This window comes from Mesorhizobium huakuii (assembly GCF_030160235.1).
In the GTDB taxonomy this organism is placed as follows: domain Bacteria; phylum Pseudomonadota; class Alphaproteobacteria; order Rhizobiales; family Rhizobiaceae; genus Mesorhizobium; species Mesorhizobium huakuii.
In genome coordinates, this window is record NZ_BSNY01000012.1 from 533,154 (window position 1) to 557,914 (window position 24,761).

25 protein-coding genes, 1 pseudogene and 1 riboswitch are annotated in these 24,761 nt (G+C 63.2%); of the genes and pseudogenes, 19 read left to right on the plus strand and 7 right to left on the minus strand.

Features of this window, described 5'->3' with window-relative positions; all coding sequences use genetic code 11:
- Positions 1-122: 122 nt before the first annotated feature.
- Entirely contained in the window at positions 123-1,565 is a 1,443-nt protein-coding gene (locus QQK95_RS07280) for a caspase family protein (protein ID WP_284270435.1), read from the minus strand.
- Between the two features lie 418 nt (positions 1,566-1,983).
- On the opposite strand from QQK95_RS07280, the gene QQK95_RS07285 reads away from it, so the two are divergent.
- Positions 1,984-3,084 carry an autotransporter domain-containing protein gene (locus QQK95_RS07285; protein ID WP_284270437.1) on the plus strand — a complete coding sequence of 367 codons (1,101 nt, stop codon included), beginning with the start codon at positions 1,984-1,986 and terminating at the stop codon, positions 3,082-3,084.
- A gap of 68 nt (positions 3,085-3,152) precedes the next feature.
- Here QQK95_RS07285 and QQK95_RS07290 read toward each other — a convergent pair whose 3' ends face one another.
- A complete protein-coding gene (locus tag QQK95_RS07290) occupies positions 3,153-3,389 on the minus strand; it encodes a hypothetical protein (RefSeq protein WP_284270439.1) in 237 nt (78 codons plus the stop codon).
- A 211-nt stretch (positions 3,390-3,600) separates the two neighbouring features.
- Here QQK95_RS07290 and QQK95_RS07295 point away from each other — a divergent pair, with 211 nt between their 5' ends.
- Both QQK95_RS07295 and QQK95_RS07300 read left to right on the plus strand, forming a co-directional pair.
- Positions 3,601-5,370 (plus strand): acyl-CoA dehydrogenase family protein, encoded by a 1,770-nt coding sequence (locus QQK95_RS07295; RefSeq protein WP_284270441.1) that lies wholly within the window; start codon positions 3,601-3,603, stop codon positions 5,368-5,370.
- A gap of 31 nt (positions 5,371-5,401) precedes the next feature.
- Positions 5,402-6,154, plus strand: coding sequence for a crotonase/enoyl-CoA hydratase family protein (locus QQK95_RS07300; protein WP_284270443.1), 753 nt, complete (start codon positions 5,402-5,404; stop codon positions 6,152-6,154).
- Positions 6,155-6,166: 12 nt separating this feature from the next.
- Here QQK95_RS07300 and pdxH read toward each other — a convergent pair whose 3' ends face one another.
- A complete protein-coding gene (gene pdxH / locus QQK95_RS07305) occupies positions 6,167-6,784 on the minus strand; it encodes a pyridoxamine 5'-phosphate oxidase (RefSeq protein WP_284270445.1) in 618 nt (205 codons plus the stop codon).
- A 40-nt stretch (positions 6,785-6,824) separates the two neighbouring features.
- On the opposite strand from pdxH, the gene QQK95_RS07310 reads away from it, so the two are divergent.
- The 4 genes from QQK95_RS07310 to QQK95_RS07325 all read left to right on the plus strand — a co-directional run bounded on the left by QQK95_RS07310 (position 6,825) and on the right by QQK95_RS07325 (position 9,889).
- Entirely contained in the window at positions 6,825-7,286 is a 462-nt protein-coding gene (locus tag QQK95_RS07310; protein WP_284270447.1) for an RT0821/Lpp0805 family surface protein, read from the plus strand.
- 112 nt (positions 7,287-7,398) lie between these two features.
- Positions 7,399-8,328 (plus strand): J domain-containing protein, encoded by a 930-nt coding sequence (locus QQK95_RS07315; protein ID WP_284270449.1) that lies wholly within the window; start codon positions 7,399-7,401, stop codon positions 8,326-8,328.
- A 105-nt stretch (positions 8,329-8,433) separates the two neighbouring features.
- Positions 8,434-9,252: an enoyl-ACP reductase FabI gene (gene fabI, locus QQK95_RS07320; RefSeq protein WP_019856962.1), complete on the plus strand. Its 819-nt coding sequence runs from the start codon at positions 8,434-8,436 to the stop codon at positions 9,250-9,252.
- A 49-nt stretch (positions 9,253-9,301) separates the two neighbouring features.
- On the plus strand, positions 9,302-9,889 hold the full coding sequence (locus tag QQK95_RS07325) for a histidine phosphatase family protein (protein WP_284270451.1): 588 nt from the start codon (positions 9,302-9,304) through the stop codon (positions 9,887-9,889).
- A 110-nt stretch (positions 9,890-9,999) separates the two neighbouring features.
- Here QQK95_RS07325 and QQK95_RS07330 read toward each other — a convergent pair whose 3' ends face one another.
- Entirely contained in the window at positions 10,000-10,260 is a 261-nt protein-coding gene (locus QQK95_RS07330; protein WP_095771047.1) for a DUF1344 domain-containing protein, read from the minus strand.
- 184 nt (positions 10,261-10,444) lie between these two features.
- Between QQK95_RS07330 and aroC the strand changes: the two genes are divergently transcribed.
- Positions 10,445-11,560 carry a chorismate synthase gene (gene aroC / locus QQK95_RS07335; RefSeq protein ID WP_284270455.1) on the plus strand — a complete coding sequence of 372 codons (1,116 nt, stop codon included), beginning with the start codon at positions 10,445-10,447 and terminating at the stop codon, positions 11,558-11,560.
- Positions 11,561-11,635: 75 nt separating this feature from the next.
- Positions 11,636-12,736: a 3,4-dihydroxy-2-butanone-4-phosphate synthase gene (gene ribB, locus QQK95_RS07340; protein WP_019856966.1), complete on the plus strand. Its 1,101-nt coding sequence runs from the start codon at positions 11,636-11,638 to the stop codon at positions 12,734-12,736.
- 132 nt (positions 12,737-12,868) lie between these two features.
- Here ribB and QQK95_RS07345 read toward each other — a convergent pair whose 3' ends face one another.
- On the minus strand, positions 12,869-14,092 hold the full coding sequence (locus QQK95_RS07345) for an MFS transporter (protein WP_284270457.1): 1,224 nt from the start codon (positions 14,090-14,092) through the stop codon (positions 12,869-12,871).
- A gap of 120 nt (positions 14,093-14,212) precedes the next feature.
- Between QQK95_RS07345 and QQK95_RS07350 the strand changes: the two genes are divergently transcribed.
- Together QQK95_RS07350 and QQK95_RS07355 are read left to right on the plus strand one after the other, a co-directional pair.
- Complete coding sequence (locus tag QQK95_RS07350; protein ID WP_284270459.1) at positions 14,213-14,812, plus strand: TetR/AcrR family transcriptional regulator; 600 nt, start codon at positions 14,213-14,215, stop codon at positions 14,810-14,812.
- 85 nt (positions 14,813-14,897) lie between these two features.
- Positions 14,898-15,881, plus strand: coding sequence for a hypothetical protein (locus tag QQK95_RS07355; protein WP_284270461.1), 984 nt, complete (start codon positions 14,898-14,900; stop codon positions 15,879-15,881).
- 92 nt (positions 15,882-15,973) lie between these two features.
- Here QQK95_RS07355 and bluB read toward each other — a convergent pair.
- Positions 15,974-16,633, minus strand: a pseudogene (gene bluB, locus QQK95_RS07360) (5,6-dimethylbenzimidazole synthase); the annotation flags it as partial.
- Positions 16,634-16,734: 101 nt separating this feature from the next.
- Positions 16,735-16,915, minus strand: a riboswitch (cobalamin riboswitch).
- Positions 16,916-17,093: 178 nt separating this feature from the next.
- On the opposite strand from bluB, the gene QQK95_RS07365 reads away from it, so the two are divergent.
- The 6 genes from QQK95_RS07365 to QQK95_RS07390 all read left to right on the plus strand — a co-directional run bounded on the left by QQK95_RS07365 (position 17,094) and on the right by QQK95_RS07390 (position 22,058).
- Entirely contained in the window at positions 17,094-18,020 is a 927-nt protein-coding gene (locus tag QQK95_RS07365; RefSeq protein ID WP_284270463.1) for a histone deacetylase family protein, read from the plus strand.
- Between the two features lie 3 nt (positions 18,021-18,023).
- Entirely contained in the window at positions 18,024-18,275 is a 252-nt protein-coding gene (locus QQK95_RS07370; protein WP_027046614.1) for an exodeoxyribonuclease VII small subunit, read from the plus strand.
- A gap of 99 nt (positions 18,276-18,374) precedes the next feature.
- Positions 18,375-18,641, plus strand: coding sequence for a DUF2277 domain-containing protein (locus QQK95_RS07375; protein ID WP_010914875.1), 267 nt, complete (start codon positions 18,375-18,377; stop codon positions 18,639-18,641).
- A 39-nt stretch (positions 18,642-18,680) separates the two neighbouring features.
- Positions 18,681-19,601: a pirin family protein gene (locus tag QQK95_RS07380; protein WP_284270466.1), complete on the plus strand. Its 921-nt coding sequence runs from the start codon at positions 18,681-18,683 to the stop codon at positions 19,599-19,601.
- 101 nt (positions 19,602-19,702) lie between these two features.
- Positions 19,703-21,616 (plus strand): 1-deoxy-D-xylulose-5-phosphate synthase, encoded by a 1,914-nt coding sequence (gene dxs, locus QQK95_RS07385; protein WP_284270467.1) that lies wholly within the window; start codon positions 19,703-19,705, stop codon positions 21,614-21,616.
- A gap of 148 nt (positions 21,617-21,764) precedes the next feature.
- On the plus strand, positions 21,765-22,058 hold the full coding sequence (locus QQK95_RS07390; RefSeq protein WP_284270468.1) for a hypothetical protein: 294 nt from the start codon (positions 21,765-21,767) through the stop codon (positions 22,056-22,058).
- Here the strand turns inward: QQK95_RS07390 and QQK95_RS07395 are convergent.
- Positions 22,055-22,456: a GFA family protein gene (locus QQK95_RS07395; protein ID WP_284270469.1), complete on the minus strand. Its 402-nt coding sequence runs from the start codon at positions 22,454-22,456 to the stop codon at positions 22,055-22,057. The genes QQK95_RS07390 and QQK95_RS07395 overlap by 4 nt on opposite strands.
- 172 nt (positions 22,457-22,628) lie before the next feature.
- On the opposite strand from QQK95_RS07395, the gene QQK95_RS07400 reads away from it, so the two are divergent.
- Both QQK95_RS07400 and QQK95_RS07405 read left to right on the plus strand, forming a co-directional pair.
- Positions 22,629-23,393 carry a TlyA family RNA methyltransferase gene (locus tag QQK95_RS07400; RefSeq protein ID WP_284270470.1) on the plus strand — a complete coding sequence of 255 codons (765 nt, stop codon included), beginning with the start codon at positions 22,629-22,631 and terminating at the stop codon, positions 23,391-23,393.
- The gene (locus QQK95_RS07405) at positions 23,390-24,628 is read left to right on the plus strand and encodes a class I SAM-dependent RNA methyltransferase (protein ID WP_284270471.1); all 1,239 of its coding nucleotides are present in this window, start codon (positions 23,390-23,392) and stop codon (positions 24,626-24,628) included. Before QQK95_RS07400 ends, QQK95_RS07405 begins: the two co-directional genes overlap by 4 nt.
- Positions 24,629-24,761: the final 133 nt, after the last annotated feature.

A 24,761-nucleotide genomic window follows, 5' to 3' on the forward strand; every position in this document is an offset into this window, starting at 1 on the left:
TCGCTGAGCGGCGAAGAAGATGCGCCGGCGTTTTCAAACAGGGGGTCCCCGTTGATCAAACACCGATGGTGAACCGCTATGGTTAAGGAATGCTTCTCGACGCTGGGACACCCAGTGCCAGGTTAGAACACACCGCCAATCCCAATTCCGCCACTGATGTCTGGAGGGGCGGCAGCGGGACGCGACGACGGCGAACGCTGGGACGTTGAAGGTTTTCGGACTGCCGCTCCCTTTTTGCGCGGCGAAGCGGCATCCGACACGACCTTTGCCGGATTGACCTTCACGATGACCGGATCCTTGCAGACACGGCCGGAGTGCAAGAAGAGATCGCTCAGAAGTTCAACCGTTGGCTCGGTCGCCGACAAGCTCCGCTTGGTATTCTTGTAGTAGTCGTTGAGAGCTTGGACCGAGCGCTTGCCCCAATCTCCATCGACCGTCATGCGATAGCAGCCCAAGCGGCGCAATTCCGTCTGAATGCTGCGTGCGAGATCGGTCGCCTTCGCAGGACCCGGCTCAGCTGCCGACTCGCCGACGATCAATGTCTCAAGACCGGAAACCACGCTTTGCCGGGCCCCTTCAAGGCTGGCAAGCTGCGTACCTGCCGGTCCCGGTGAAGCGCCAGGTGGCGCTGAAATCTCGGCCGATCGCAATGTTTGTCCTACGATGAGCACGGCGGTCTGTAGGTCGTTGGACGCAAGCTCGACCTGCAGTTTCTTCTTGGCGGCAGGGTCCGACAGAATGCGAGACAGGCTGGCGCTCAACTGAGCCGGGTCGAGCACTTGCTGCTCAGTGAAATAAAACTGCTCACGAAGGTTCGACTGGTCCCATGGAACCTGACGACCTGCGGTCAGTGCCTCGGTCTCGTTGCGAACGCGGATCATCATGTCGGAGATGCTGAGCCCGGGAATCTCGACGTTCCTCAACAGGGCCGTGGTGAAGGGACTGTTGTCACCCGAGCCATCGGCCGTGATGTTGCCCGGCTGGGTAGCGAAGGCAACAAACGTGTTTTCGCCCACTTCGACTTGGGCAAGGCCATCCATGACGCTGGCGCCTTTGCTCACCGGGTTGTTCCGGCAAGCGTCAAGGAAAATGAACGTCTGCCTTTCCCGGTTGGAAAATCTTGCGATGACGTCGTTTATCTTGACTGCGCCGGCGGTCAGTTTTTCCAGGGTTTCGGGATCCGGTGTATCGACGGGTAGGAGATAGTTCTCTCCTTGCACCTGAACGCCGTGACCGGCGTAGAATATCACCACGGCGCTGGCGGCCGCGACTTTGCGGTCAGCGCTGTCAAAGAGCTTGGCGAACCCGTTCGACGAAAGGTCGAGCCCCGTCAGCACGTCGAAATTCAGCCTCTTCAGACTCTCGGACAGTTGCGTGGCGTCGTTTACCGCATTGGTCAAATATTGAAGGCGGGCGCTTTGGTAATGCGAATTGCCAATGACGATGGCAAGCCGTTTGCTTGGCTTTGACGCAAGCACTCCCTCGACTGCGGCTTGGGCGCTGATCGAGCCGAAAAACGCGACCAGAAGAACCGCAGCGAAGCGCCGGAAGAAACTATAGGTCATGTCACGCGCTCTTCTCAGCTGCGACAATGTTCGCGCCGTCGAGGTTTCCGTCCGACCGATGCGCCACCCCTCGGACGCACGAACCCCGCATCTCCGAAGACCACTGAATTTTACACCACCAACCGCCTCAAAGAAAGGGCGAGGGTCTCGCGACCCGCGTTCGATCGCCGAGTGGCCGGCGCGAACCATCGTCTTGAACGCGCTTCAAAAGGCTCGCTTGTCAAGTACCGCAGCCGCGCCGTCATGCAGAGCCGGTTCCGACGCTCAAGGCCGTATATTCCCGGGGCATAACCTGTTATAATGCAGTCGCAGTATGTCGAGCGCGCACGCTGAAGTCGGGCGGATATCTTGAATATCGCCGGCGAATTGCATCCCTGATTATTATTGTATTTATTGTAATAAAGAGGGGAAAAGACCAATGGCAGAAAAGAAGTGGTATTATGAATCGGTAAACGCGATTGCGCTCTCGATCGTTGCCATGTTTATTCTTGTACCTTCGAAGGCGGTTGCCTGCATCTTCGTCGGTGAGGGAACTACTCTGTCAGGGCAATGTTATCTTAACGGCATCGCCAATGGCGCGATTGTCGACACTTCCCTGGATGCGCTTCTGGGTGTTGTCGATGATGCAATCGCGTCAGATGTCGGCCTTGTGAGCGGCCCTCCGCAAGCTCTGTCGACGCCGTTCGGGGTCTTCGCTTCGGGCCAGTTGGCTCACACGGAGCACGACGGCTTCACGATTTCACAGGGTCCGACGGTGATCACCGGACCGGACTTTGACGTTGATGAATTCTCCTCCGCGGTCAGCGTGGACTTCAACGCCGCAAAGCATTTCGGTTTCGACAATGAGTACGGGCTAAACCTGGGTTTGTTCGGCGGCTACGCATCGGCCAAAGTAGACGCCAGTGCGCTCGGCTTTTTCCCTCCTAATGGTGAAGCCACCAACAGAAGCGGCATGTTCGGCGGTTATGGGCTTTATCGTCGCGGCACCAGCTATGTGCTTGTGGCGGCATCGGCGTTCCTCGGCAACACCAATGTCGAAAGCAGCGGCCTCGGCTCGGGCACGTATGACACGAAGGGCTATGCCGTGACGGGGTCGATCGGCCACATCTTCAATTTGAGCGATCGGGTGCGCTTTGATCTGCGTGGAGGATTGCTCGGTGTCAGTTTCACCGGCGACGAATACACGGACAGCTCTGGCGTTTCGTACGGAAAAAGCCGCTTGTCATTTGGCGCAATCAAGTTCGAGCCTGGAGTTTATGCCGATTATCAACTCGAAAACGGCATGGTGATAAGTCCTTATGCACGGGCTGAACTGCAACAGCGCTTCGGCTATTCAAACACCGCGAGCGTATCCGGTATCGAGAGTAGCTTCGAAGATGCCGACTTCTCGGCGGCGGTGTCGGCAGGCTTCAATCTGAAAATGTCCCAATCGACCACCCTCAGCAGTGAGATTCGGGGCAAGGGGTCCCAGGACAGTTCAACCGTCAGTGGCAAGCTGGGCCTAAAGATCGCCTTCTGAACGTCAGACGACAGAACGGTCATTTTCTGTCGCCAGCAACGGAAGTTGCTCGAGTGTCGATTATCTGGCTAGCGCCGGCTGAACGGCCGAAATTCAAACGGATCGGGCGCGGGGTCCTGCTGCAGCGTGCCTTCGGCAGCGCGCTTGCGGTGGTGGGCGAGCGAACATTGCGGCGAGCACAATATGCCGCGATCCGACCAGTAGGCCGCACCGTGTTCCAACTGGCCGCCATGATGCCAGAACCCCGTCGCGCGGTAGGGCAAACCGCATTCGATGCAGCGATCGGCGTCGGGTCTGGCGAGCATGGGCTGGTTCCGGTCGGCTGGTTCTTGACTGTCGCCGGTCGACTTGATGCGGCGTCTATCGAATCTAATACAGGCCGGCGCGATTGCAAAATCCACGTGACAAAGTTTGACGTTTACGTAAAAAGAAGCGGGGAGGCCGCCTAAAGGCGGATGGTTTTGCGGGTTCGTCAGCCCATAGGGGCGGCAGGCGGAAGGTGAGGAGGAAAGCGGCATGTATCGGGCACCGGTCGAGGATATCGCGTTCACGCTCAAACATGTGGCGGGCATGAAGTCAGCCCTCGATGCTGGCACGTTCGGCGATCTCGGCGAGGACCTGGTCGATGCCGTCCTTGGCGAAGCCGGCCGTTTTGCCACCGAGGAGGTGGCACCGCTTTATAAAATCGGCGACGAACACGGTGCCGTGCTGAAGGACGCCGCCGTCACGACGCCGCCCGGCTGGAAGGAGCTTTATCGGCGCTGGATCGATGGCGGTTGGAACGCGCTGTCGGGGCCCGAAGAATATGGCGGCCAGGCTCTGCCGACCATGCTGGGCGTCGCCGCGCTCGAAATGTGGAACTCGGCCGCCATGGCCTTCGGCATCGGCCCGACGCTGACCATGGGCGCGGTCGAAGCACTCGACAAGTACGCCTCGGAAGACCTCAAGGCGAAATATCTCGCCAAGCTCGTCTCCGGCGAATGGATGGGCACGATGAACCTGACCGAGCCGCAGGCCGGTTCCGATCTTGCTGCCTTGCGCGCCCGCGCCGAGCCGGCCGGCGACGGCACCTACCGTATCTTCGGCCAGAAGATCTTCATCACTTACGGCGAGCACGATTTCACCGACAACATCATCCATCTGGTGCTGGCGCGGCTGCCGGATGCGCCTGCCGGCACGCGCGGCATCTCGCTGTTCCTTGTGCCGAAATTTTTCGTCGACGAGGATGGCTCGCTCGGTGCGCGCAACGATGTCTTCTGTTCCGGCCTCGAGCACAAGCTCGGCATCCATGCCTCGCCGACCTGCACCATGATCTATGGCGACGGGTTCCAGGGCGCCAGGCCCGGCGCCGTCGGCTGGCTGATCGGCGAGGAGAACAAGGGCCTCGCCTGCATGTTCACCATGATGAACAATGCCCGCCTGGCCGTCGGCATGCAGGGCGTCGCGGTCGCGGAAGCCGCCACCCAGAAGGCGATCGCCTATGCCAATGAGCGCCGCCAGGGCAAGGCGGCGGATTATACCGGCGCCGGCATGGCTCCGATCGTCCATCACCCCGACGTGCAGCGCAATCTCCTGACCATGAAGGCGCTGACGCAGATCGCGCGGGCGATCAGCTATTCCTGTGCCCACGCCATCGATATGGCGCGCGTGTCGGACGGTGGTCAGGCAGCGCATTGGCGCGACCGCGCCAATCTTTTGACGCCGCTCGCCAAGGCGTTTTCGACCGATGTCGGCGTCGAAGTGGCTTCGCTCGGCGTGCAGGTGCATGGCGGCATGGGCTTCATCGAGGAGACGGGCGCTGCGGCCTTCTACCGCGACGCGCGCATCGCGCCGATCTACGAGGGCACCAACGGCATCCAGGCGATCGATCTGGTCACCCGCAAGCTGCCGCTCGGCGGCGGTGAGCATGTGCATGGCTTTATCGGCGAACTGGCCGCGGTCGCCAACGCCGTGCGGACCTCAAACCTGCAGGGTTTCGGACGCACCGCCGATGCCCTCGACGCAGCCCTTGGCGACCTGACGCAAGCGACGCGCTTCCTGCAGAACCTGTCGGCCGACGGCCGGATGGAAGAGGCGTTGGCAGGAGCGACGCCATATCTCAGGCTGATCTCGCTGGCCGCCGGCGGCGCCTGTCTGGCGCGGGGCGCGCTTGCCGATCAGGGCCGCATCGCCCTTTGCCGCTTCTTCGCCGAAAACTTGCTGGGTGAGGCACGCGCCTTGAGGGAACGCATCATCGACGGTGCGGAGAGCCTCGCTGCCGCCGGCAAGACGCTGATATCAGCTTGAATTCTCACAGCGCTCACCAGGGAAGAAGACCGTGACAGACCATATCCTCGTCGAGCGCCAGGGCGCCATCCAGATCATCCGCATGAACCGTCCGGACAAGAAGAACGCGCTGACGCGTGCCATGTATGCGAAGATGTCGGCGGCCCTTGCCGAAGGCGACGCCGATCCGGCGATCCGCGTCCATGTCTTCCTCGGCGTGCCCGGCGCTTTCTCTTCCGGCAACGACCTTGCCGATTTCATGGTTGTCGCCACCGGCGGCGACGGCGGCACGGAAGTGTGGGATTTCCTGATGGCGCTGGCCAGGGTCGAAAAACCCATCGTCTCCGGCGTCGACGGCATCGCGGTCGGCATCGGCACGACGATCAACCTGCATTGCGACCTGACCTTCGCCACGCCGCGCACCGTGTTCAGGACGCCTTTCGTCGACCTTGGCCTTGTGCCCGAGGCCGGCTCCAGTCTGCTGGCGCCGCGCATCCTGGGCCAGCAGGGCGCTTTTGCGCTGCTCGGCCTTGGCGAAGGACTTTCCGCCGAGCGCGCCAAGGCCGCCGGCCTGATCTACGATGTGGTCGAGGAGGGTGCGCTGGAAGCCTCGGTCCTAGCGGCCGCCGGCCAGATCGCCACCAAGCCGCCGCAGGCGCTGAAGATCGCGCGCGACCTCATGCGCGGCTCGCGCGACGACCTCGTCGCCCGCATCGGCGAGGAGAGCGAACATTTTCGCGAGCGGCTGAAGTCGGATGAGGCGCGCGCCGCGCTCACCGCGTTCATGACCAGGAAGAAGAGCTGAGGCCTTGCCCTTTCAGGGATAAAGCCGCGTCTTGTCCCAATCGCCCTTGGCGTTGCGGGAAAAGACCACCCGGTCATGCAGCCGGAACGGACGGTCGTGCCAGAACTCGATCGTCTTCGGCACGATGCGGAACCCCGACCAGTGCTTCGGGCGCGGAATCTCGCCGATGGCGTAGCGCGCCGTGTATTCGGCGACAGCCTTCTCCAGTGCGAATCGGCTTTCCAGCGGCCGTGACTGCTTCGACGCCCAGGCGCCGATGCGGCTGCCGCGCGGCCGTGTCGCGTAATAGGCGTCGGCTTCGGCGTCGCTGACGATCTCCACCGGGCCGCGAATGCGCACCTGGCGGCGCAGCGATTTCCAGTGGAAACACATCGCCGCCTTCATGCTGCCAAGAATCTCCTGGCCCTTCGCGCTCTCGAAATTCGTGTAGAAGACAAAGCCGCCTTCATCGAACCCTTTCAGCAGCACCATCCGCACATCCGGCATGCCTTCGGCGTCGACGGTCGCCAGCGCCACGCCGTTGGCATCGTTGATTTCGCTCTTGGTGGCGTCGTCCAGCCATGCGGCAAAGAGGCGAAACGGCTCGGCCGCTTCGGTAAAGTCACCGGTTGTTAACTCTGTGTCACTCATAGTTTTTCTCAAATTGTCACGAAATCAGGGAGGTTGCCGATTGTCGCGTATCGCGCAAGCTTTTGACAGCAGGCAATGGGGCGTTATCGCTTCGGCCAGCGCGAAAGCAGCGATCGTGGCGGCGGCCTTGCCGCTTGCCGCCTGCGGCGCGGGTGGCTTCAGCCTGGAAAAGGCCGAAGTCGACCGCTCGATCCTGACCAGCAGCACATCGTCTTCATCAGTGCCGGCCGATTCGGATCGCGACTCCGACCAGACGACGATCGGCAACGCGGTGTCCTCCGCCGACATCGAGCAGCTTGGCGGCCAGGCCGTGCCGTGGGCCAATGCCGGCACCGGTTCACGCGGCTCCATCACCGAACTGGCGGAATTGAAGGACAGGGGCCAGACCTGCCGCCGTTTCAAGGCCTCGCGCGAAAGCTTTGACGGCGTTGCCATGTTCGAAGGCGAACTCTGCCTTGCAAGTGCCGGCGGCTGGCGCATGCAAGGCTTCAAGGCACTCTAAGCCGGGCTCCAATTTTCCGCTTTCAATATGGCCATCCGCTACTGGAATTTCTTCCTATGCGAGCGCATATAGGGGGCAAGTATGGACTCAACTCATTTCCAGGGCAGGAAGCATGCGCGACCCGTATGAGGTCCTGGGCGTTGCAAAGAACGCATCGGCCAAGGACATAAAATCGGCGTACCGGAAACTCGCCAAGAAACATCATCCGGACCAGAATCCGAATGATCCCAAGGCGAAGGACCGTTTTGCCGCGGCCAACCAGGCCTATGAGATCGTCGGCGACGAGAAGAACCGTGCCGCTTTCGATCGCGGCGAGATTGACGCCGACGGCAAGCCGCGCTTCCAGGGTTTTGAGGGTGCCGCCGGTGGCGGCGACCCCTTCGCCGGGTTTCGCCGCCAGCAAGGCGCCGGCGGCTCGCGATTCGAATTCCGTTCGGGGCGCCCGGGCGGCGATCCGTTCGACGGCAACAGCGATATTTTCAGCCAGATTTTCGGCGACGCCTTTTCCGGCGCGCGCGGTGCCGGCATGGGCGACCGCCGCCAGCCCGCGACGGCGGCCGATCTGAACGTCACGCTCGACGTCACCATCGAGGAAGCCGCGACCGCCGAAAAGGTGACGGCAATGTTCCCGGATGGCCGCAAGGTCGCGGTCAAGCTGCCGGCATTTGTCGAGGATGGCCAGACCATCCGGCTGAAGGGGCAGGGTGAGCAGGGGCCGGGCCAGCCTGGCGACGCGCTGGTCAAGATCCATATCCGCCGGCATCCGCGCTACCGCATCGAAGGCCGCGACCTGCATGCCGATCTGCCGGTGTCGCTGGCGGATGCGGTGCTGGGCGCCAAGGTGGCGGTCGAGACGCCGACCGGCAGGCTGGCTGTCAACGTTCCCGCCTGGTCGAGCTCGGACAAGGTCCTGCGGCTCAAGGGCAGGGGCCTGCCTGAAAAGGCTGGCGGCCATGGCGATCTCTACGCCCATGTCCGCATCATGCTGCCGGAGGGCGGCGACAGCGCTCTCGAGGCGTTGCTGCGTGGCCAAAAAGGCTGATCCAGCGCTCTTGTCCCCCGAACTGTCCGGTTTGAGCGCTTGAAGGGGCTGTGTGCCTGTGCGATAGGCACTCCACAAAGCACAAACCTTGCGGAGAGCGCTCACATGGCGGGTGGACAGGGCCTGATGGCCGGCAAGCGCGGCCTTATTCTTGGCGTCGCGAACAACAGGTCGATTGCCTACGGCATTGCCAAGGCATGCGTCGACCATGGCGCCGAGATCGCGCTGACCTATCAGGGCGAGGCGTTCAAGAAGCGCGTCGAGCCGTTGGCGGCGGAACTGGGCGCCTTTGTCGCCGGCCATTGCGACGTCACGGATCCGGCGAGCCTCGACGAGGTTTTCGCCAATGTGGCCAAGCATTGGGGCAAGCTCGACTTCCTCGTCCATGCCATCGCCTTCTCCGACAAGGACGAGCTGACCGGCCGCTATGTCGAGACGACGCGCGACAATTTCCTGCGCACGATGGACATTTCGGTGTTTTCCTTCACCACCATCGCCAAGCGCGCCGAGGCGCTGATGACCGAGGGCGGTTCACTGCTCACGCTGACCTACTACGGCGCCGAGAAGGTGATGCCGCACTACAACGTCATGGGCGTCGCCAAGGCCGCGCTCGAAGCCAGCGTGCGTTATCTGGCCGTCGATCTCGGCGGCAAGAAGATCCGCGTCAACGCCATCTCGGCCGGTCCGATCAAGACGCTGGCCGCCTCGGGCATCGGCGATTTCCGCTACATACTGAAGTGGAACGAATACAATTCGCCGCTGAAGCAGACGGTCACGCAGGAGGAGGTCGGCGATTCCGGCGTCTATTTCCTGTCCGACCTGTCGCGTGGCGTCACCGGCGAAGTGCACCATGTCGATTCCGGTTATCACGTGGTCGGCATGAAGGCGGTCGACGCGCCTGACATTTCGACGGTCAAGGAATAACTCCCCCGCTTCCTCCGCCCAGGCCCTGGCCCGACCTCCGGAAGACCTGATGTACCCGCTGGTTTATATCGTGCGCCACGGCCAGACCGCGTGGAACGCCGAATTCCGGCTTCAGGGGCAGGCCGACACCGATCTCAACGCCCTTGGGCGCGAGCAGGCGTCCGGAAACGGACATCGGCTGGCCGAACTTGTCGGCAACCCCGAGGAATTCGACTTCGTCGCCAGCCCGATGCGGCGGACGCGCGAAACGATGGAACGCATCCGCGCCGCGATGAAGCTCGATCCGCTCGCCTATCGAACCGATATCAGGCTGATCGAGGTCAACTTCGGCGACTGGCAGAGCTTTACCTTCGCCGAGCTCGAGACGCAGTCTCCTGGAGCAAGCCGGTCCCGCGCACTGGACAAATGGAATTTTCAGCCGCCCGGCGAGGGGGCGGAAAGCTACCAGATGCTGCTCGAACGGGTGAAACCCTGCTTCGACGAGATCGACCGCAAGACGGTCTGCGTGACGCATGGCGGCGTCATGCGCACCCTGTTCCGTTTCGTGCTCGACATGGCTGAGGACGAGGCCGCGAACCTGGATATTCCGCAGGATCGCGTGCTCAAACTCGAAGGCCGAAGCCTTGAGTGGCTTTAGAGAAATTCAGGAAAAGCGCGTAGCGCTTTCCCTTGGGAATTGCGTCAAAACAAGGAGTTAGCGCGTTTCGCTGTTTCCATGAAACGGTGAAGCACTCGGGGAGAAAAAACCTAGTTCGTGTCGCTGTCCGGCAGCTGCATATCGGTCACGACATTCTCGCCATTGGTCACGTCGTAAGCGATGACGATGTCCATGCCCGGCTTCAGCGAGTCGAGATCGGTTTCGGCGTTCAGCTTGTAGGATTTGCCGTCGTCCAGCGTAAGGGTCAGCGCGTCCTTGTCGATCTTCTTGATCAGGCCTTCGGTCTGTCCGGCGAAGGCGGCGGTGGAATAGAGCAGGGCGGCGGCAACAGCGCCAATCAGGGTACGCATCATCGTCCTCTTTGGTCATTGCGCCGGCACTGTGGCGGCGGATCCTCAACGGCGGATGGAAGAAAGCAGAAACCAGCCGAATGTGTCAAAACTTAAACGGCAGGGATGAGAGTTTGACCACCGCAAAAAACGCCAATAGAAGGCAGGCTTCAACCGGCTTCGCTGCCGGGCAGGGCACTTTTCCATGTCTCACAACACGTTCGGCCATCTTTTCCGCGTCACCACCTGGGGCGAAAGCCATGGGGCGGCACTTGGCTGCGTGGTCGACGGTTGCCCGCCCGGCATCCGCTTCACGCGCGATGAAATCCAGGCCGAACTCGACAAGCGCCGGCCAGGCCAGTCGCGCTTCGTCACCCAGCGCCGCGAACCCGACGAGGTGAAGGTGCTCTCGGGTTTCGTCCTAGACGAGGACGGCGAGACGATGATCACCACCGGCACGCCGGTCTCCATGCTGATCGAGAATGTCGACCAGCGATCGAAGGACTATGGCGAGATCGCCCGCCAGTACCGGCCGGGCCATGCCGACTACACCTATGACGTGAAATACGGCATACGCGACTATCGCGGCGGCGGCCGCTCCTCGGCCCGCGAGACCGCGGCCAGGGTCGCCGCAGGCGCGCTCGCCCGTAAGGTGGTGCCCGGCATGGTGGTGCGCGGCGCCCTGGTCTCGATGGGCGAAAAATCGATCGACCGCGCCAACTGGAACTGGAATTTCATCGGCGACGCGGAAAATCCGTTCTTCACGCCCGATCCCGCTTCGGTTCCCGTCTTCACGCAGTATCTTGACGGTATCCGCAAGGCCGGATCCTCGGTCGGCGCGGTGATCGAGATCGTCGCCGACGGCGTTCCGCCGGGGCTTGGCGCGCCGATCTACGCCAAGCTCGACCAGGACATCGCGTCGGGCCTGATGTCGATCAATGCCGTCAAGGGCGTCGAGATCGGCAATGGCTTCGAGGCGGCGCGCATCACCGGCGAACAGAATGCCGACGAGATGCGCATCGGCAATGACGGCAAGCCGGTGTTCCTGTCCAACAATGCCGGCGGCATCCTTGGCGGCATCTCGACCGGCCAGGCGATCGTCGCCCGCTTCGCCGTCAAGCCGACCTCGTCGATCCTGACGCCGCGAAAATCCATCGACAAGGACGGCAAAGACGTCGAGGTAATGACCAAAGGCCGCCACGACCCCTGCGTCGGCATCCGCGCCGTGCCGATCGGAGAGGCGATGGTTGCCTGCGCGATTGCCGATCACTATCTGCGGCATAGAGGACAGACGGGGAAGGGAATAGGCAGTAGGGAATAGGCAGTAGGCCGCCCGAAAGAACCTTTTTCTTCCTACTGCCTACCCCCTAATCCCTGCGAGCGAAGCGAGCATCCCATGCCTTACGATCAGAAGAAGATTGTCGAAGCCATCCGCGCTTTCGAACGCGGCGAGATCGTCGTCGTCATGGATGATGACGGGCGCGAGAACGAAGGCGATCTGATCGTCGCCGCCGTTCACTGCACGCCGGAAAAGATGGCCTTCATCGTGCGCAACACCTCCGGCATCGTCTGCACGCCGATGCCGCGCGAGGAAGCCAAGCGGCTCAACCTGCAGCCGATGGTCGCCGACAATGATTCCGCCCACACCACCGCCTTCACCGTCAGCGTCGATTTCAAGCATGGCACGACGACAGGCATCTCGGCCGACGACCGCACGCTCACGGTGCGCAACCTCGCCAACGGCAATGTCGGCGCCTCCGATTTCGTCCGCCCCGGCCACATCTTCCCGCTGATCGCGCGCGAAGGCGGCGTCCTGATGCGTTCGGGCCATACCGAAGCGGCGGTCGATCTCTGCAAGCTCGCCGGCTTGCCGCCGATCGGCGTCATTTCAGAACTCGTCAACGATGACGGCACCGTCAAGCGCGGCCCGCAGGTCCAGGCTTTCGCCGAAGAGCATGGCCTGAAGCAGGTCTCGGTCGCCGACCTCATCGCCTACCGCCAGCGCAAGGAAACGCTGGTCGAGCGTGTCGCCTGCTCCGATATCGACACGCTTGGCGGCAAGGCGCAGGTATTCACCTACACGCTGCCCTGGGACACGATGCATCACGTCGCTGTCGTCTTCGGCGACATACGCGATGGCGAGGACGTGCCGGTGCGGCTGCATTCCGAGGATGTGGTGACCGACGTCTTCGGCACCAGCCATCGCCTGGACGGCATCATGAAGGCGATGGGCGAGCGCAAGCGCGGCGTCATCGTCTATCTCAGAGAGGGCTCCGTCGGCGTTGCGCATCAGGAGCGCAAGCGTCCGCTGAGCGGCGACCGCGAGGATCACGAAGAGGCCCGCCGTCGCGAGAATGAATGGCGCGAAATCGGCCTCGGCGCGCAGATCCTGAAGGATCTCGGCATTTCCTCGATCAACCTGATCGCCTCGCGCGAGCGTCATTATGTCGGCCTCGAAGGCTTTGGCATCCACATCGCCAAAACCGAAATCCTCTAGGGATATCTTGATGTTCGGCTGAGGCCGGCCTGGCCTTCTGCGTACCGGGTGCTTGAGGGCCGGAACGTCCGCTGGGCTCCGGCTCTCGAAATCCATCTTGTTTCGTCGCCTCGCGCCCGACCTATTCTGCCGTCACTCGGCCGGAGCGGCGGCCGTTTCACACCCATCCAGATCGCATTTTTGGGTGGCCAGGATGCGCTGGCCGAGCAGCACGGTGGCGAGCGCAATCGTGCCTGATGCTACCGAGACCCAGAACCCGTTCTGGGCGCCAAACGCATCCACCACGGCGCCGGCGGCGAAGGAACCCAGCGCCATGCCGATGCCGATGCCGGTGGTCACCCAGGTGATGCCTTCGGTCAGCATCGCTTCCGGCACATGCCGTTCGATCAGGCCGAAGGCCGTGATGAAGGTCGGCGAGATCGCCACGCCGCTGAGGAAGACGGTCAGCGCCAGGAGCGGCACGCTGCCGGCGGTGAGCGGCAGCAAGGTGCCGAGCGCGACCAGGGCGACCGCGATGGCGAGTTGGCGCTGCAGCGGTGCCCTCAGGTTGAGCGCGCCGACAATGATGCCGAGCACGAACGACCCCAGCGCGTAGACGCCGATGACGAGGCTGGCGGCGCCGGGCTGGCCGAGCTCCTTGGTGATCGCCACCGTGCTCACTTCCGTCGTCGCGAAGGTCGCGCCGATGAAGATCAGGGCAAAGGTGATGATCTGCACCGGCCGCAGGCGGATCGCCGAGCCGCTCGAGCCATGGTCCACCGGGCGCACTTGCGGCTCGGTCGAGCGCTGCAGGATGAACGCGGTCGAACCCAGGGCGAGGAACAATGTGCTCGCCAGCATGCCCGCTTCCGGGAAAAGGGCGGCGCTGAGGCCGACCGACAGCGATGCGCCGGCGATATAGACCAGTTCATCCGCCGCCGATTCGAAGGCGAAGGCGGTGTTCATCTCAGGTCGTCCCCGGAAAAGCTCGGTCCAGCGCGCGCGCACCATGGCGGGCATGCTGGGCATCGCCGCCGCCAACAGCGCCGACACGAACAGCGTCCAGACCGGCCAGTCCTGATTGGCGGCCGCAACCAGCGTGATGAAGGCGAGCACGGAGATGATTGTCGTGGGCACGACGATCCGCGTCTGGCCAAGGCGGTCGACCAGTCTTGATATTTGCGGCGCCAGGAATGCGTTGGCCAACGCGAATGTCGCCGAGACGGCGCCCGCCAGCCAATATTCGCCGCGCGTCTGCGACAGCATTGCCACGATACCGATCGGCGCCATGGCGATCGGCAGGCGCGCCATGAAGCCGGCGGCTGCAAAGCCCTTGGCTCCAGGGGCGCGGAAAATTTCCGAATAGGGGTTTTGCATGATGGTTCCTCGACAAAGTCCGGTTCGACAATTACATACGAAGCGTATGAGGGTTAGATAGGGCATACGCGACGTATGTCAATTGGCATACGCAACGTATGTGAATAGGACCAGACGGAAATGCACAGACCCCGCAAGGAAATGATCGCCGAGACGCGTGCCAAGCTGATTGCCGCCGCCCGTCGGGCCTTCGGTACGATCGGATATGCCGAAGCGTCGATGGATGATTTCACGGCATCGGCCGGGCTGACGCGCGGCGCCCTCTATCATCACTTCGGCGACAAGAAGGGGCTGCTGGAGGCGGTTATCGCCGAAATCGACGGCGAGATGGCGGCCCGGGTGAATGAGGTCGCGTCGAGAGCGCCGACCCGCTGGCAGCATTTCGTCGACGAATGCACGACCTATATCGAAATGGCGCTCGAGCCGGAAATCCAGCGCATCATGTTCCGCGACGGTCCAGCCGTACTGGGCGATCCCGCGCAATGGCCGAATGCCAATGCCTGCGTCGGTTCAATGACCGATCATCTGACCGCGCTGCAGGGAGAAGGGGTGGTCGTCCCGAGCGTCGACCCGGAGACCGCCGCGCGGCTGATCAACGGGGCGAGCAGTCAGGCGGCGCAGCGGATCGCCAATTCGAACGACCCCGAAGCGACATCGAAGATCGTGGTTGCGGCGTTCAAGCAATTGCTCGAAGGCCTGCTCAGAAAACCAGCTGCGTAACAGAACCAAATCCGCGTTGGGCTGCGATTGACAATCCTGGGGGCGAGCGCATCCTTCCGAGCCATCTCTGAGGGGAGATTCGGGCATGTGGGATTTCGATATCGGCAGGTCGGTGTCCATCATGATGCGGACCTGGCCTTTCATTGTCTTTCGTATGATCGTCTATTTCGGCATCACGCTTGCCTATATCGTGGCGACCGGCACCGGTGCGTCGGTCGGCTATGGTGTCGGCCATATCTCCACGGACCCCGACGGGCCGATGTCCTTCGCCCTGTGGGGCGGCGTGGTCGGTTTCGGCGTGGTTTCGATCGCCGTCTACTGGATCCGCGAATACATCCTCTACGTCGTCAAGGCCGGCCATATCGCCGTGATGGTCCATCTGATCGACGGCCGGGATGTCCCCGACGGCCAGAACCAGATCGCCTATGCCAGGAAGGTCGTGACCGAGCGTTTCGCCGAGGCCAACATCCTTTTTGTCGTCGACCAGTTGGTCAAGGGCGCCATCCGCGCCATCACCGGCCTGCTCGGCGGCATCGCCGCCTTCCTGCCCATTCCGGGCCTGAGCGGTCTTGTCTCTTTCATCAACACGGTGATCCGCCTGTCGCTCACCTACGTCGACGAGATCATCCTCGGCTACAACATCCGCATCAATTCGTCCTCGCCCTTCGAGACGGCGCGCCAAGGCGTCGTGCTCTATGCCCAGAACGGCAAGACCATGGTCAAGAACGCCGTCTGGCTGGCGGTCATCATGTGGGGCGTGTCCTTCGTCATCTTCCTGTTGATGCTGGCTCCGGCCGGCGCCATTCTCTTCATCATGCCCGGACAGCTCGCCGGCTGGGCCTTCGTGCTCGCCATTGTCTTCGCCTGGGCCTTCAAGGCGGCCTTCATCGAGCCCTTCGCCATCGCTTGCCTGATGCAGGTCTATTTCAAGACCATCGCCGGCCAGGTGCCTGATCCGGCCTGGGACATCAGGCTGGCCGAAGCGTCATCGAAGTTCCGGGAACTCAAGGACAAGGCGCTTGCCTCTTTCGGCGGCTCGCGCTGGGGCACGGCCGGCGCGACGCGCTGATCGGCCGGGCAGGTGGTGGCCGGCGCGGCATCGGAGCCGTTGAGGCGCGCCACGGCCGATTTCAGCGGCGCTTCACCTTGCCCGCAAAAAGTCTCGCTCATGATCAGTTCGGGCAGCGGCAGCCGCCGGCTCCAGCCGTGTGTTTCAAGGTCGGGTTTGGGCGCGAACTCGGAAACCCGACCGACGCAGAGATAGGCGATCGGCGTCACGTGCTCGGGAATGGACAGCAGGCTTTTGAGCGCTTGCGTCTCTATGATGCTGACCCAACCGACGCCGACCCCTTCGGCACGCGCGGCCAGCCAGAAATTCTGCACCGCGCAGACCGTGCTGTAGAGATCCATCTCCGGATTGTGCCAGCGGCCCAGCGGCGAGTTTTTTGAGCGCTCGCGGTCGCAGGTGATGCAGATGTTGAGCGCGCTTTCGCAGATGCCTTCCAGTTTGAGCTTGCTGTAGAGCGCCTGTCTCTCGGCCTCGATTTCAGGCAATTCCTGCTCGCGGGCGGCCAGGAAAAGGTCGCGCACCTCTGCCCGTCGCGCGGCGTCGCGAATGACGATGAAGTTCCACGGCTGCATGAAGCCGACCGACGGCGCGTGATGGGCGGCAAGCAGAAGCCGCGCCAGCACCTCGTCGTCGAGCGCGTCAGGCACGAAATGGCTGCGCACGTCGCGCCGCGTGAACATGGCGCGATAGACCGCGTCACGCGCCATCTGGTCAAATCCGTCGCCCATAGGAGCGGTCATTGGGTCTGGCATCGCTTGTCCCCTTGCGATTGCGATAGTTTCACACCGTCAGAGCGTACTTTGTGCGTCAAACTGGACGCACGTCGCTCTGATGCCATCCGCCTGACCATGCGGATGACGATGCCTGCCAGGCCGGTCTTCTGGCTCGGGATCAACCCGCGTCCGGTGCCTTCCCGTCATCGACAGTGGCATTTACCGGCGCGGTCCCCCTCACAGCGTTGGGCACGCCACGGAATTCAACCGTGTTCCCGATTCTCCCGCCAGAGCATTTGCAGCCAAGTGGAATCACTTGGCGTCGCAGAATGCGGCTAAACAAACAGACCGGCGGGCACCAGGCAGTGGCGGCGACCTTACGCCGAAGCCTCGCCCGCGCCAATCCCCGCGGCGACGCCAATGGACGCAGGCTCGATTTTCCCCAGCGATCGAGCCGCAATGCATGGCCATCGCGGCGCCGGGGCACTAGATAGGGAGCATGACAACCCGTCTCTACACGCATCCGATCTTCCTCGAGCACATCACGCCGCCCGGCCACCCCGAGCGGCCGGACCGCTTGCGCGCCATCGAACGCGTGCTTGACGACGAGGCCTTTGCCGCGCTCGATCGTGTCAAGGCGCCGGAGGGCGACGAGGCCACAATCCTCTACGCGCACCCAGCCGATTTCGTCGCCCGTGTGCGTGCCGCCATTCCCGAAGAGGGCATTGCCCGTATCGATGCCGACACCACCGCCAGCCCGAAGAGCTGGCAGGCGGTGATCGCCGCGATCGGCGCCGCCAACGCCGCCGTCGACGACGTGTTTGCCGGCCGTGCCGACAATGTCTTCGTTGCCGCCCGGCCGCCCGGCCACCATGCCGAAAAGACCACCGCAATGGGCTTCTGTTTCTTCAACACGGCGGCGATCGCCGCGCGCCATGCGCAGAAGAAGCATGGCGCCGAGCGCGTCGCGATCGTCGACTGGGACGTGCATCACGGCAACGGCACGCAGGATATTTTCTGGGACGACCCCTCGGTGCTCTATTGCTCGACGCATCAGATGCCGCTCTATCCCGGCACTGGCGCGAAGAGCGAAACCGGCGCGGGCAACATCGTCAACGCGCCGCTGGCGCCGCAGACCGGCGGCGAGGTGTTTCGCGACGCCTTCCTTTCGCGCGTCCTGCCGGCGCTCGACAATTTCGCGCCCGATCTGATCATCATCTCGGCTGGTTTCGACGCGCACCACCGCGATCCGCTGGCCGAGATCAATCTGACCGAGGACGATTTCGACTGGGCGACCGGCCAGCTGATGCAGCGTGCGGCGCGCCACAGCGGCAACCGGCTCGTCAGCCTGCTCGAGGGCGGCTACGATCTGCAGGGACTGGCATTTTCGGTCGCCGCCCATGTCGGGCGACTGATGAAAGGATGAATGATGGCTGGTGAAACCAACGAAGACGTCAAGGCGATGAGCTTCGAACAGGCACTCGACGCGCTGGAGAAGATCGTCGATGATCTGGAGCGTGGCGACGTGCCGCTCGACCAGTCGATCAAGATCTACGAGCGCGGCGAGGCGCTGAAGGCGCATTGCGACCGGCTGCTGAAAGCCGCCGAGGACAAGGTCGAGAAGATCAGGCTGTCGCGCGACGGCAAGCCGGTCGGAACCGAGCCGCTCGACGCGGACTGAGGCATGGAGCAGCCCTACCGGTTTTTGGACACGATCATGGTTGAGGATTAAGCTCGTCCCGATTGAAACGGCTCCAGGACAAGAGGAGATACGGAAGCGATGTGCAGAAACATCAAGACCCTGTTCAATTTTGATCCGCCGGCAACCAATGATGAAGTGCGCGACGCAGCCCTTCAGTTCGTTCGCAAGCTGAGCGGAACGACGCGGCCCTCGAAACAGAACCAGCATGCGTTCGATCACGCCGTCGAAGCCATCGCGGCATCGGCGCGCGAACTTCTCGATTCGCTCGAGACCAACCAGCATCCACGCAATCGCGAAGAGGTGGCGGCCAAATTGCGGGCGAAGGCGGCGATCCGCTTTGCCTGACGCGGCTAAAGCGGTCCTCGACCGCTGCAAGGAGAGTTCATGAGCTTCTTCCCCGGGAAAGACCCTGAAGCCGGCGACGCCTTTGCCAGCGACCAGATTGAGTTGATGGTCATCCCGAACGCCAAGGACATTGGCGGCTTCGAGGTGCGCCGCGCTCTGCCGACCGCCAGGCGGCGGCTGGTCGGCCCGTTCATCTTCTTCGACCGCATGGGTCCGGCGATCCTGCGCGGCGGCCAGGCGATGGATGTCCGTCCGCATCCGCATATCGGCCTGTCGACGGTTACCTATCTGTTCGATGGCAAGATCCGTCATCGCGATTCGCTCGGCACCGAAATGGTGATCCAGCCCGGCGACGTGAATTTGATGACCGCTGGGCGCGGCATCGTACATTCCGAGCGCACGCCGGAGGAGCTGCGCGGCTCGCCGATGTCGATCTCCGGCCTGCAGACATGGCTGGCCTTGCCCGACGGCAAGGAGGAAGTGGCGCCGGTGTTCGAGAACACCGCTGCCTTGCGGCTGCCCGAGATCGACACCGAAGGCGTCCGCGGGCGGATCGTCATCGGCGATTTCCAGGGACTGCGCTCCCCGGTAAGGGCCGATACCGAGACGCTTTACGCCGACCTCAGGCTGGCGCCGGGCGCCAGCGTGAAAATCCCGGCGGATGCCGAAGAGCGCGCCATCTACACGCTGGAAGGCGAGGTCGCGATTTCGGGCGACGTCTTTCCGGCCGAACGGCTGCTGGTATTCCGGCCCGGTGACGAGATCATCATATCGTCGCAAACCGGTGCGCATTTCATGCTGTTCGGTGGCGCCTCGCTCGGTTCGCAGCGTTACATCTGGTGGAATTTCGTCTCCTCGTCGAAGGAGCGCATCGAACAGGCCAAGCAGGAATGGAAGACGGGCCGCTTCGATATCGTTCCTGGAGATGAGAAAGAGTTCATCCCGCTGCCGGAAAACTGAGGAAGTCGGCGAGGGGACCTGATTGATCCGCGTCACCGACACGCATTTACTTTCGCCGGCCGGCGGCCTATCCCGCCGTTGAACAGAAAGCCTGAGCTCCCGTGAACGCAACGCCGCATACGCCGCTACTCGACAAGGTCCGCATTCCGGCGGATCTGCGCGCGCTTGACGAGAGCGAGCTGCCGCAACTGGCGTCCGAGCTTCGCCTCGAACTGGTCGACGCAGTGTCGCGCACCGGCGGCCATCTTGGCGCCGGCCTCGGCGTGGTCGAACTGACGGTGGCGCTGCATTACGTCTTCAACACGCCTGATGATCGCCTGATCTGGGATGTCGGCCACCAGGCCTATCCACACAAGATTCTGACCGGCCGACGCGACCGCATCCGCACATTGCGCCAGGAAGGCGGCCTGTCCGGCTTCACCCGCCGTGCTGAAAGCGAATACGATCCCTTCGGCGCCGCGCACTCCTCGACGTCGATCTCGGCAGGCCTCGGCATGGCCGCCGCCCGCGACCTCTCCGGTGGCCGCAACAATGTCATTGCCGTTATCGGCGACGGCGCCATGTCGGCCGGCATGGCCTATGAGGCGATGAACAATGCCGGCGCGCTCGATGCCCGGCTCATCGTCATCCTCAACGACAACGATATGTCGATCGCGCCGCCGACCGGCGCCATGAGCGCCTATCTGGCGCGCCTCGCCTCGGGCAAGGCCTATGCCGGCCTGCGCGACTTCGGCAAGAAGCTGACATCCTATCTCGGCAAGCGTGCCGATCGTGCGATCACAAGGGCGGTCGAGCATGCACGCGGCTATGTCACCGGCGGCACTTTGTTCGAAGAGCTCGGTTTCTACCACATCGGCCCGATCGACGGCCACAATCTCGAACATCTGATCCCGGTGCTCAAAAACGTCCGCGACAATGGCGAAGGCCCGGTGCTGATCCATGTCGTCACCCAGAAGGGCAAGGGCTACGCGCCGGCGGAAGCCGCCGCCGACAAATACCACGGCGTCAACAAGTTCGACGTCATCACCGGCGCGCAGGCCAAGGCGCCGGCCAACGCACCGGCCTACACCAAGGTGTTCGCCGAAAGCCTGATTCAGGAAGCCCGCGAGGACGACCGCATCGTCGCCGTCACCGCCGCCATGCCGAGCGGCACGGGGCTGGACCTGTTCGGCGAAGTGTTCCCGTCACGGACTTTCGATGTCGGCATCGCCGAACAGCATGCTGTGACCTTCGCAGCCGGTCTTGCGACCGAAGGCTACAAGCCGTTCGCGGCGATCTATTCGACCTTCCTGCAGCGCGCCTACGACCAGGTCGTCCATGACGTCGCGATCCAGAAACTGCCGGTGCGTTTCCCGATCGACCGTGCCGGTTTCGTCGGCGCCGATGGCGCCACCCATTGCGGCGCGTTCGACACAACTTTCCTGGCAAGCCTGCCGGGCTTTGTCGTGATGGCGGCCGCCGACGAGGCGGAGCTGCGCCACATGGTGCGCACCGCGGCAAGCTATGATGACGGCCCGATCGCCTTCCGCTATCCGCGCGGCAATGGCGTTGGCGTCGACATGCCGGAGCGCGGCTCGGTTCTCGAACTCGGCAAGGGCCGCATCGTGCGCGAAGGCACAAAGGTGGCGCTGTTGTCCTTCGGCACGCGCCTGCAGGATTGCCTGATCGCCGCCGAGGAACTGGGTGCTGCCGGGCTTTCCACCACGGTTGCCGATGCCCGCTTCGCCAAGCCGCTCGACGAGGATATGATCCGCCGGCTCGCCCGGTCGCACGAGGTTCTGGTTACGGTGGAGGAGGGCGCCATCGGCGGCTTCGCCAGCCATGTGCTGCAGTTCCTTGCCCATGAAGGACTGCTGGAAAGCGGCCTGAAGGTACGCCCGCTGGTGCTGCCCGACATATTCGCCGACCACGCCAAGCCAGAAAAGATGTATGCCGATGCCGGTCTCGATGCCGCAGGCATCGTGCGCACGGTTTTTACCGCGCTCGGTCAGACGGCCCGCGCCCAGCGCGCCTGATTCAAAACCTCAAGCGCTTGAATCAGTTTGCCGGCTTGATTTCGTAACACATTGTTAACACTGCCGTTTGGCGTTTTGCTTACCGTATCCCTTGGCCGTTTTTCAACGGCGCCCTGCTAGATCGGTGTCAGGCAGGGAGACAACGACAATGAAGACGCTTATGTGCGGCGTGGCATTTCTGACCATGATCGCTGCACCCGCCGCCGCCGAGACGCGCTATGACCGCAATCTCGAAAAGGCGGCGCTGGGCATCGTTGCCAGCAAGATGGGTGATATCCGCGGCGGCTTTTCCTACAAGCAGGTGCCCCAGCTCGTGATCCTGCCAGATACTGTTCCGCCGCCCGCCACTGCCACCGAGCATCCTGCCGTGCAAGCGTCAGGAGATCGCGACGACGGCTTGTCTCCGGCCATCGAGCGCCAGGTGTCGCGGACCATCTTCTAGAACCACATATCGCGCACGCAACGCCCGTCGCGGGGCAGGTCGTCATATGTGTCGAGGCCGTCGAAATGGTCGATCGGCAGATCGGCGACCGCCTCGGGCGGCGCCAGCCTTACATTGACGGCGATGCGTGTTCGACCAGATGCCTCGGCGCGCAAACCACGCCAGGCGAGCACGCAGGCGCAGGTCGGGCAGAACAGGATTTCGAGCGACGGCGTGTCCTTTCCGACGCGGGTATAGCTGGCCATCGGCCCCGAGACACGAATGCGCTCGTCGACATAGTCATAGGCCCAGAGCACGCCATAACGACGGCAGAGCGTGCAGTTGCAGGCTGTCACCGGCCCGGGATCGCCCTCCAGGGTCCAGTGGGTTGCGCCACAATGGCAGGTTCCCGTCAGCATTCGTTCCCTCCGAGTTCCGACAGCAGACGGCTGTCCTCCCTCTTATTGTGCCGGACCCAAAGCGATTCCTGCAAGCCACGGAGCGGCTTGATGCATTCGCGTGCGTGCGGCGATGTTCTTCGTCCCGTTCCAATGTCCTTGCCTTCGCTGCCGGCTTTCGCCATGAAGGCCGATGAACTCGCCTCTGCCAGCCAGCACCCGCCAGCGGCTCGACGACCTGCTCGTCCAGCGCGGCCTGTTTGCCAGCCGTTCGCGTGCCCGCGACGCGGTCGAGCGCGGCACGGTGACGGTTGACGGCACCATCGCCCGCAAGCCGGGTCAGAACGTTTCGCCGCAATGCCTTGTTGCCATCGATGATCCGGCGCAGGGCTATGTCTCGCGCGCGGCGCTGAAGCTCATCGGCGGGCTCGACCACTTCAGCCTCGATCCAACCGGTCGCGAGGCCCTCGACATCGGCGCTTCGACCGGCGGGTTCACCCAGGTGCTGCTCGAACGCGGCGCATCCCACGTCACCGCAATCGATGTCGGCCATGGCCAGATGCATCCCGATGTCGGCAAGGATCCGCGCGTGACGGTCGTCGAAGGGCTGAATGCCCGCGACCTCACCACCGCCGATCTTGCCGGCCGCATTCCGGATTTCATTGTCTCCGACGTCAGCTTCATCTCGCTGAGACTGGCGCTGCCCCCGGCGCTCGCCATCGCAAAGCCTGGTGCTGCCGCGGTCTTTCTGGTCAAGCCGCAATTCGAGGCGGGTCGCGAGGCGATCGGCAAGGGTGGCCTGTTGAAGGACCCCTTCGATGCCGCCCGTGTCGCCGGCCTGCTGCAGGATTGGCTGGATGCCGTTCCGGGCTGGCGTTCGCTCGGCCTGCACCTGTCGCCGATCGAAGGTGGCGACGGCAATCGCGAATTCCTGCTCGGTGGGATCAAGGATCGATGAGCGCGCGCTTCACCATCAAAAAGCTTGGCGCCCAGGGCGACGGCATTGCCGAGACCGAAAGCGGCGACCTGTTCATCCCTTTCACGCTGCCAGGCGAGACCGTCACCGCGGCGCGCGAGAGGGATCGTGCCGCGTTGATGGCGGTGCTGGAGGCCTCGCCGCTGCGCATCGAACCCGCCTGCCGCCATTTCACCGAATGCGGCGGCTGCGCCCTCCAGCATTTCGAGGCCGAAGCCTATCGCCAGTGGAAACGCGACAAGGTGGTGCATGCCCTGAAGGGCATCGATTGCAACATCGACGAACTGGTCGCCGGTGCGCCGCACACGCGCCGCCGTGTCGTGCTTGCCGCCCGTCGCACCGATACGGGCATGCTGCTCGGCTTCAACCGTCATCTGTCGCCGGAAATCATTTCCATATCGGAATGCCCGATCTCGCTGCCCGAGATCGTTGCCGCGCTTCACCGGCTGAGGGCGCTGGCAGACTTGATATGCGCCACCAGCAAATCATTCCGGATGGCGGTCACCGTGACGGGTTCCGGCCTCGATGTCGCGGTGCATGAGTCCGGCAAGCTTGGCGAACACCAGCGCCGCATCGCTTCCAATTTTGTCCTGGCGCAAGGCTTTGCCAGGCTGTCCATCGATGACGAGATCGTCATCGAACCGAGGAAGCCCGTGGTGATGTTCGGCAGCGTGGCGGTCGCCGTGCCGCCCGGCGCGTTCCTGCAGGCGACCGAGGCAGCCGAGCAGGCCATGGCCGAGATCGTCGGTACACATCTGAGACGCGCCAAGAAGGTCGCCGATCTTTTCGCCGGTTGCGGCAGCTTTGCCTTGCGGTTGGCCGCAAAGTCGGAAGTCCATGCGGTGGAGGGCGATGCGGCTGCCCTCTCGGCGCTCGATCGGGGCGCGCGATTCGCCACCGGTCTTAAGCGGGTGACGGGCGAACGCCGCGACCTGTTCCGCCGGCCGCTGACGTTCAAGGAGTTGAACGCCTTCGACGGCCTTGTCTTCGATCCGCCGCGCGCGGGTGCCGAGGACCAGTCGAAGCAGATCGCCCGCTCGGATGTTCCCTTGGTTGCCGCGGTGTCCTGCAATCCGGTGACGCTGGCTCGCGACCTGCGCATCCTCATCGACGGCGGCTATCAACTGAAGAGCGTGACGCCGATCGACCAGTTCCTGTGGTCGCCCCATGTCGAGGCTGTCGCCCTGCTGGAAAAGCCTAGGAGAAGGCGCGGCTGAGACCGGCCTTGATCACGTTTCGTTGAGACCAGGCACTTCAGCCTCTCCCGGCCCAAAGCGGCCGGATTGATGCCGCAAAGCCGCCTTCTTGTGCCAGCCTAGTCCGGCTGGGCGGATCGGCACTCTCACCTGA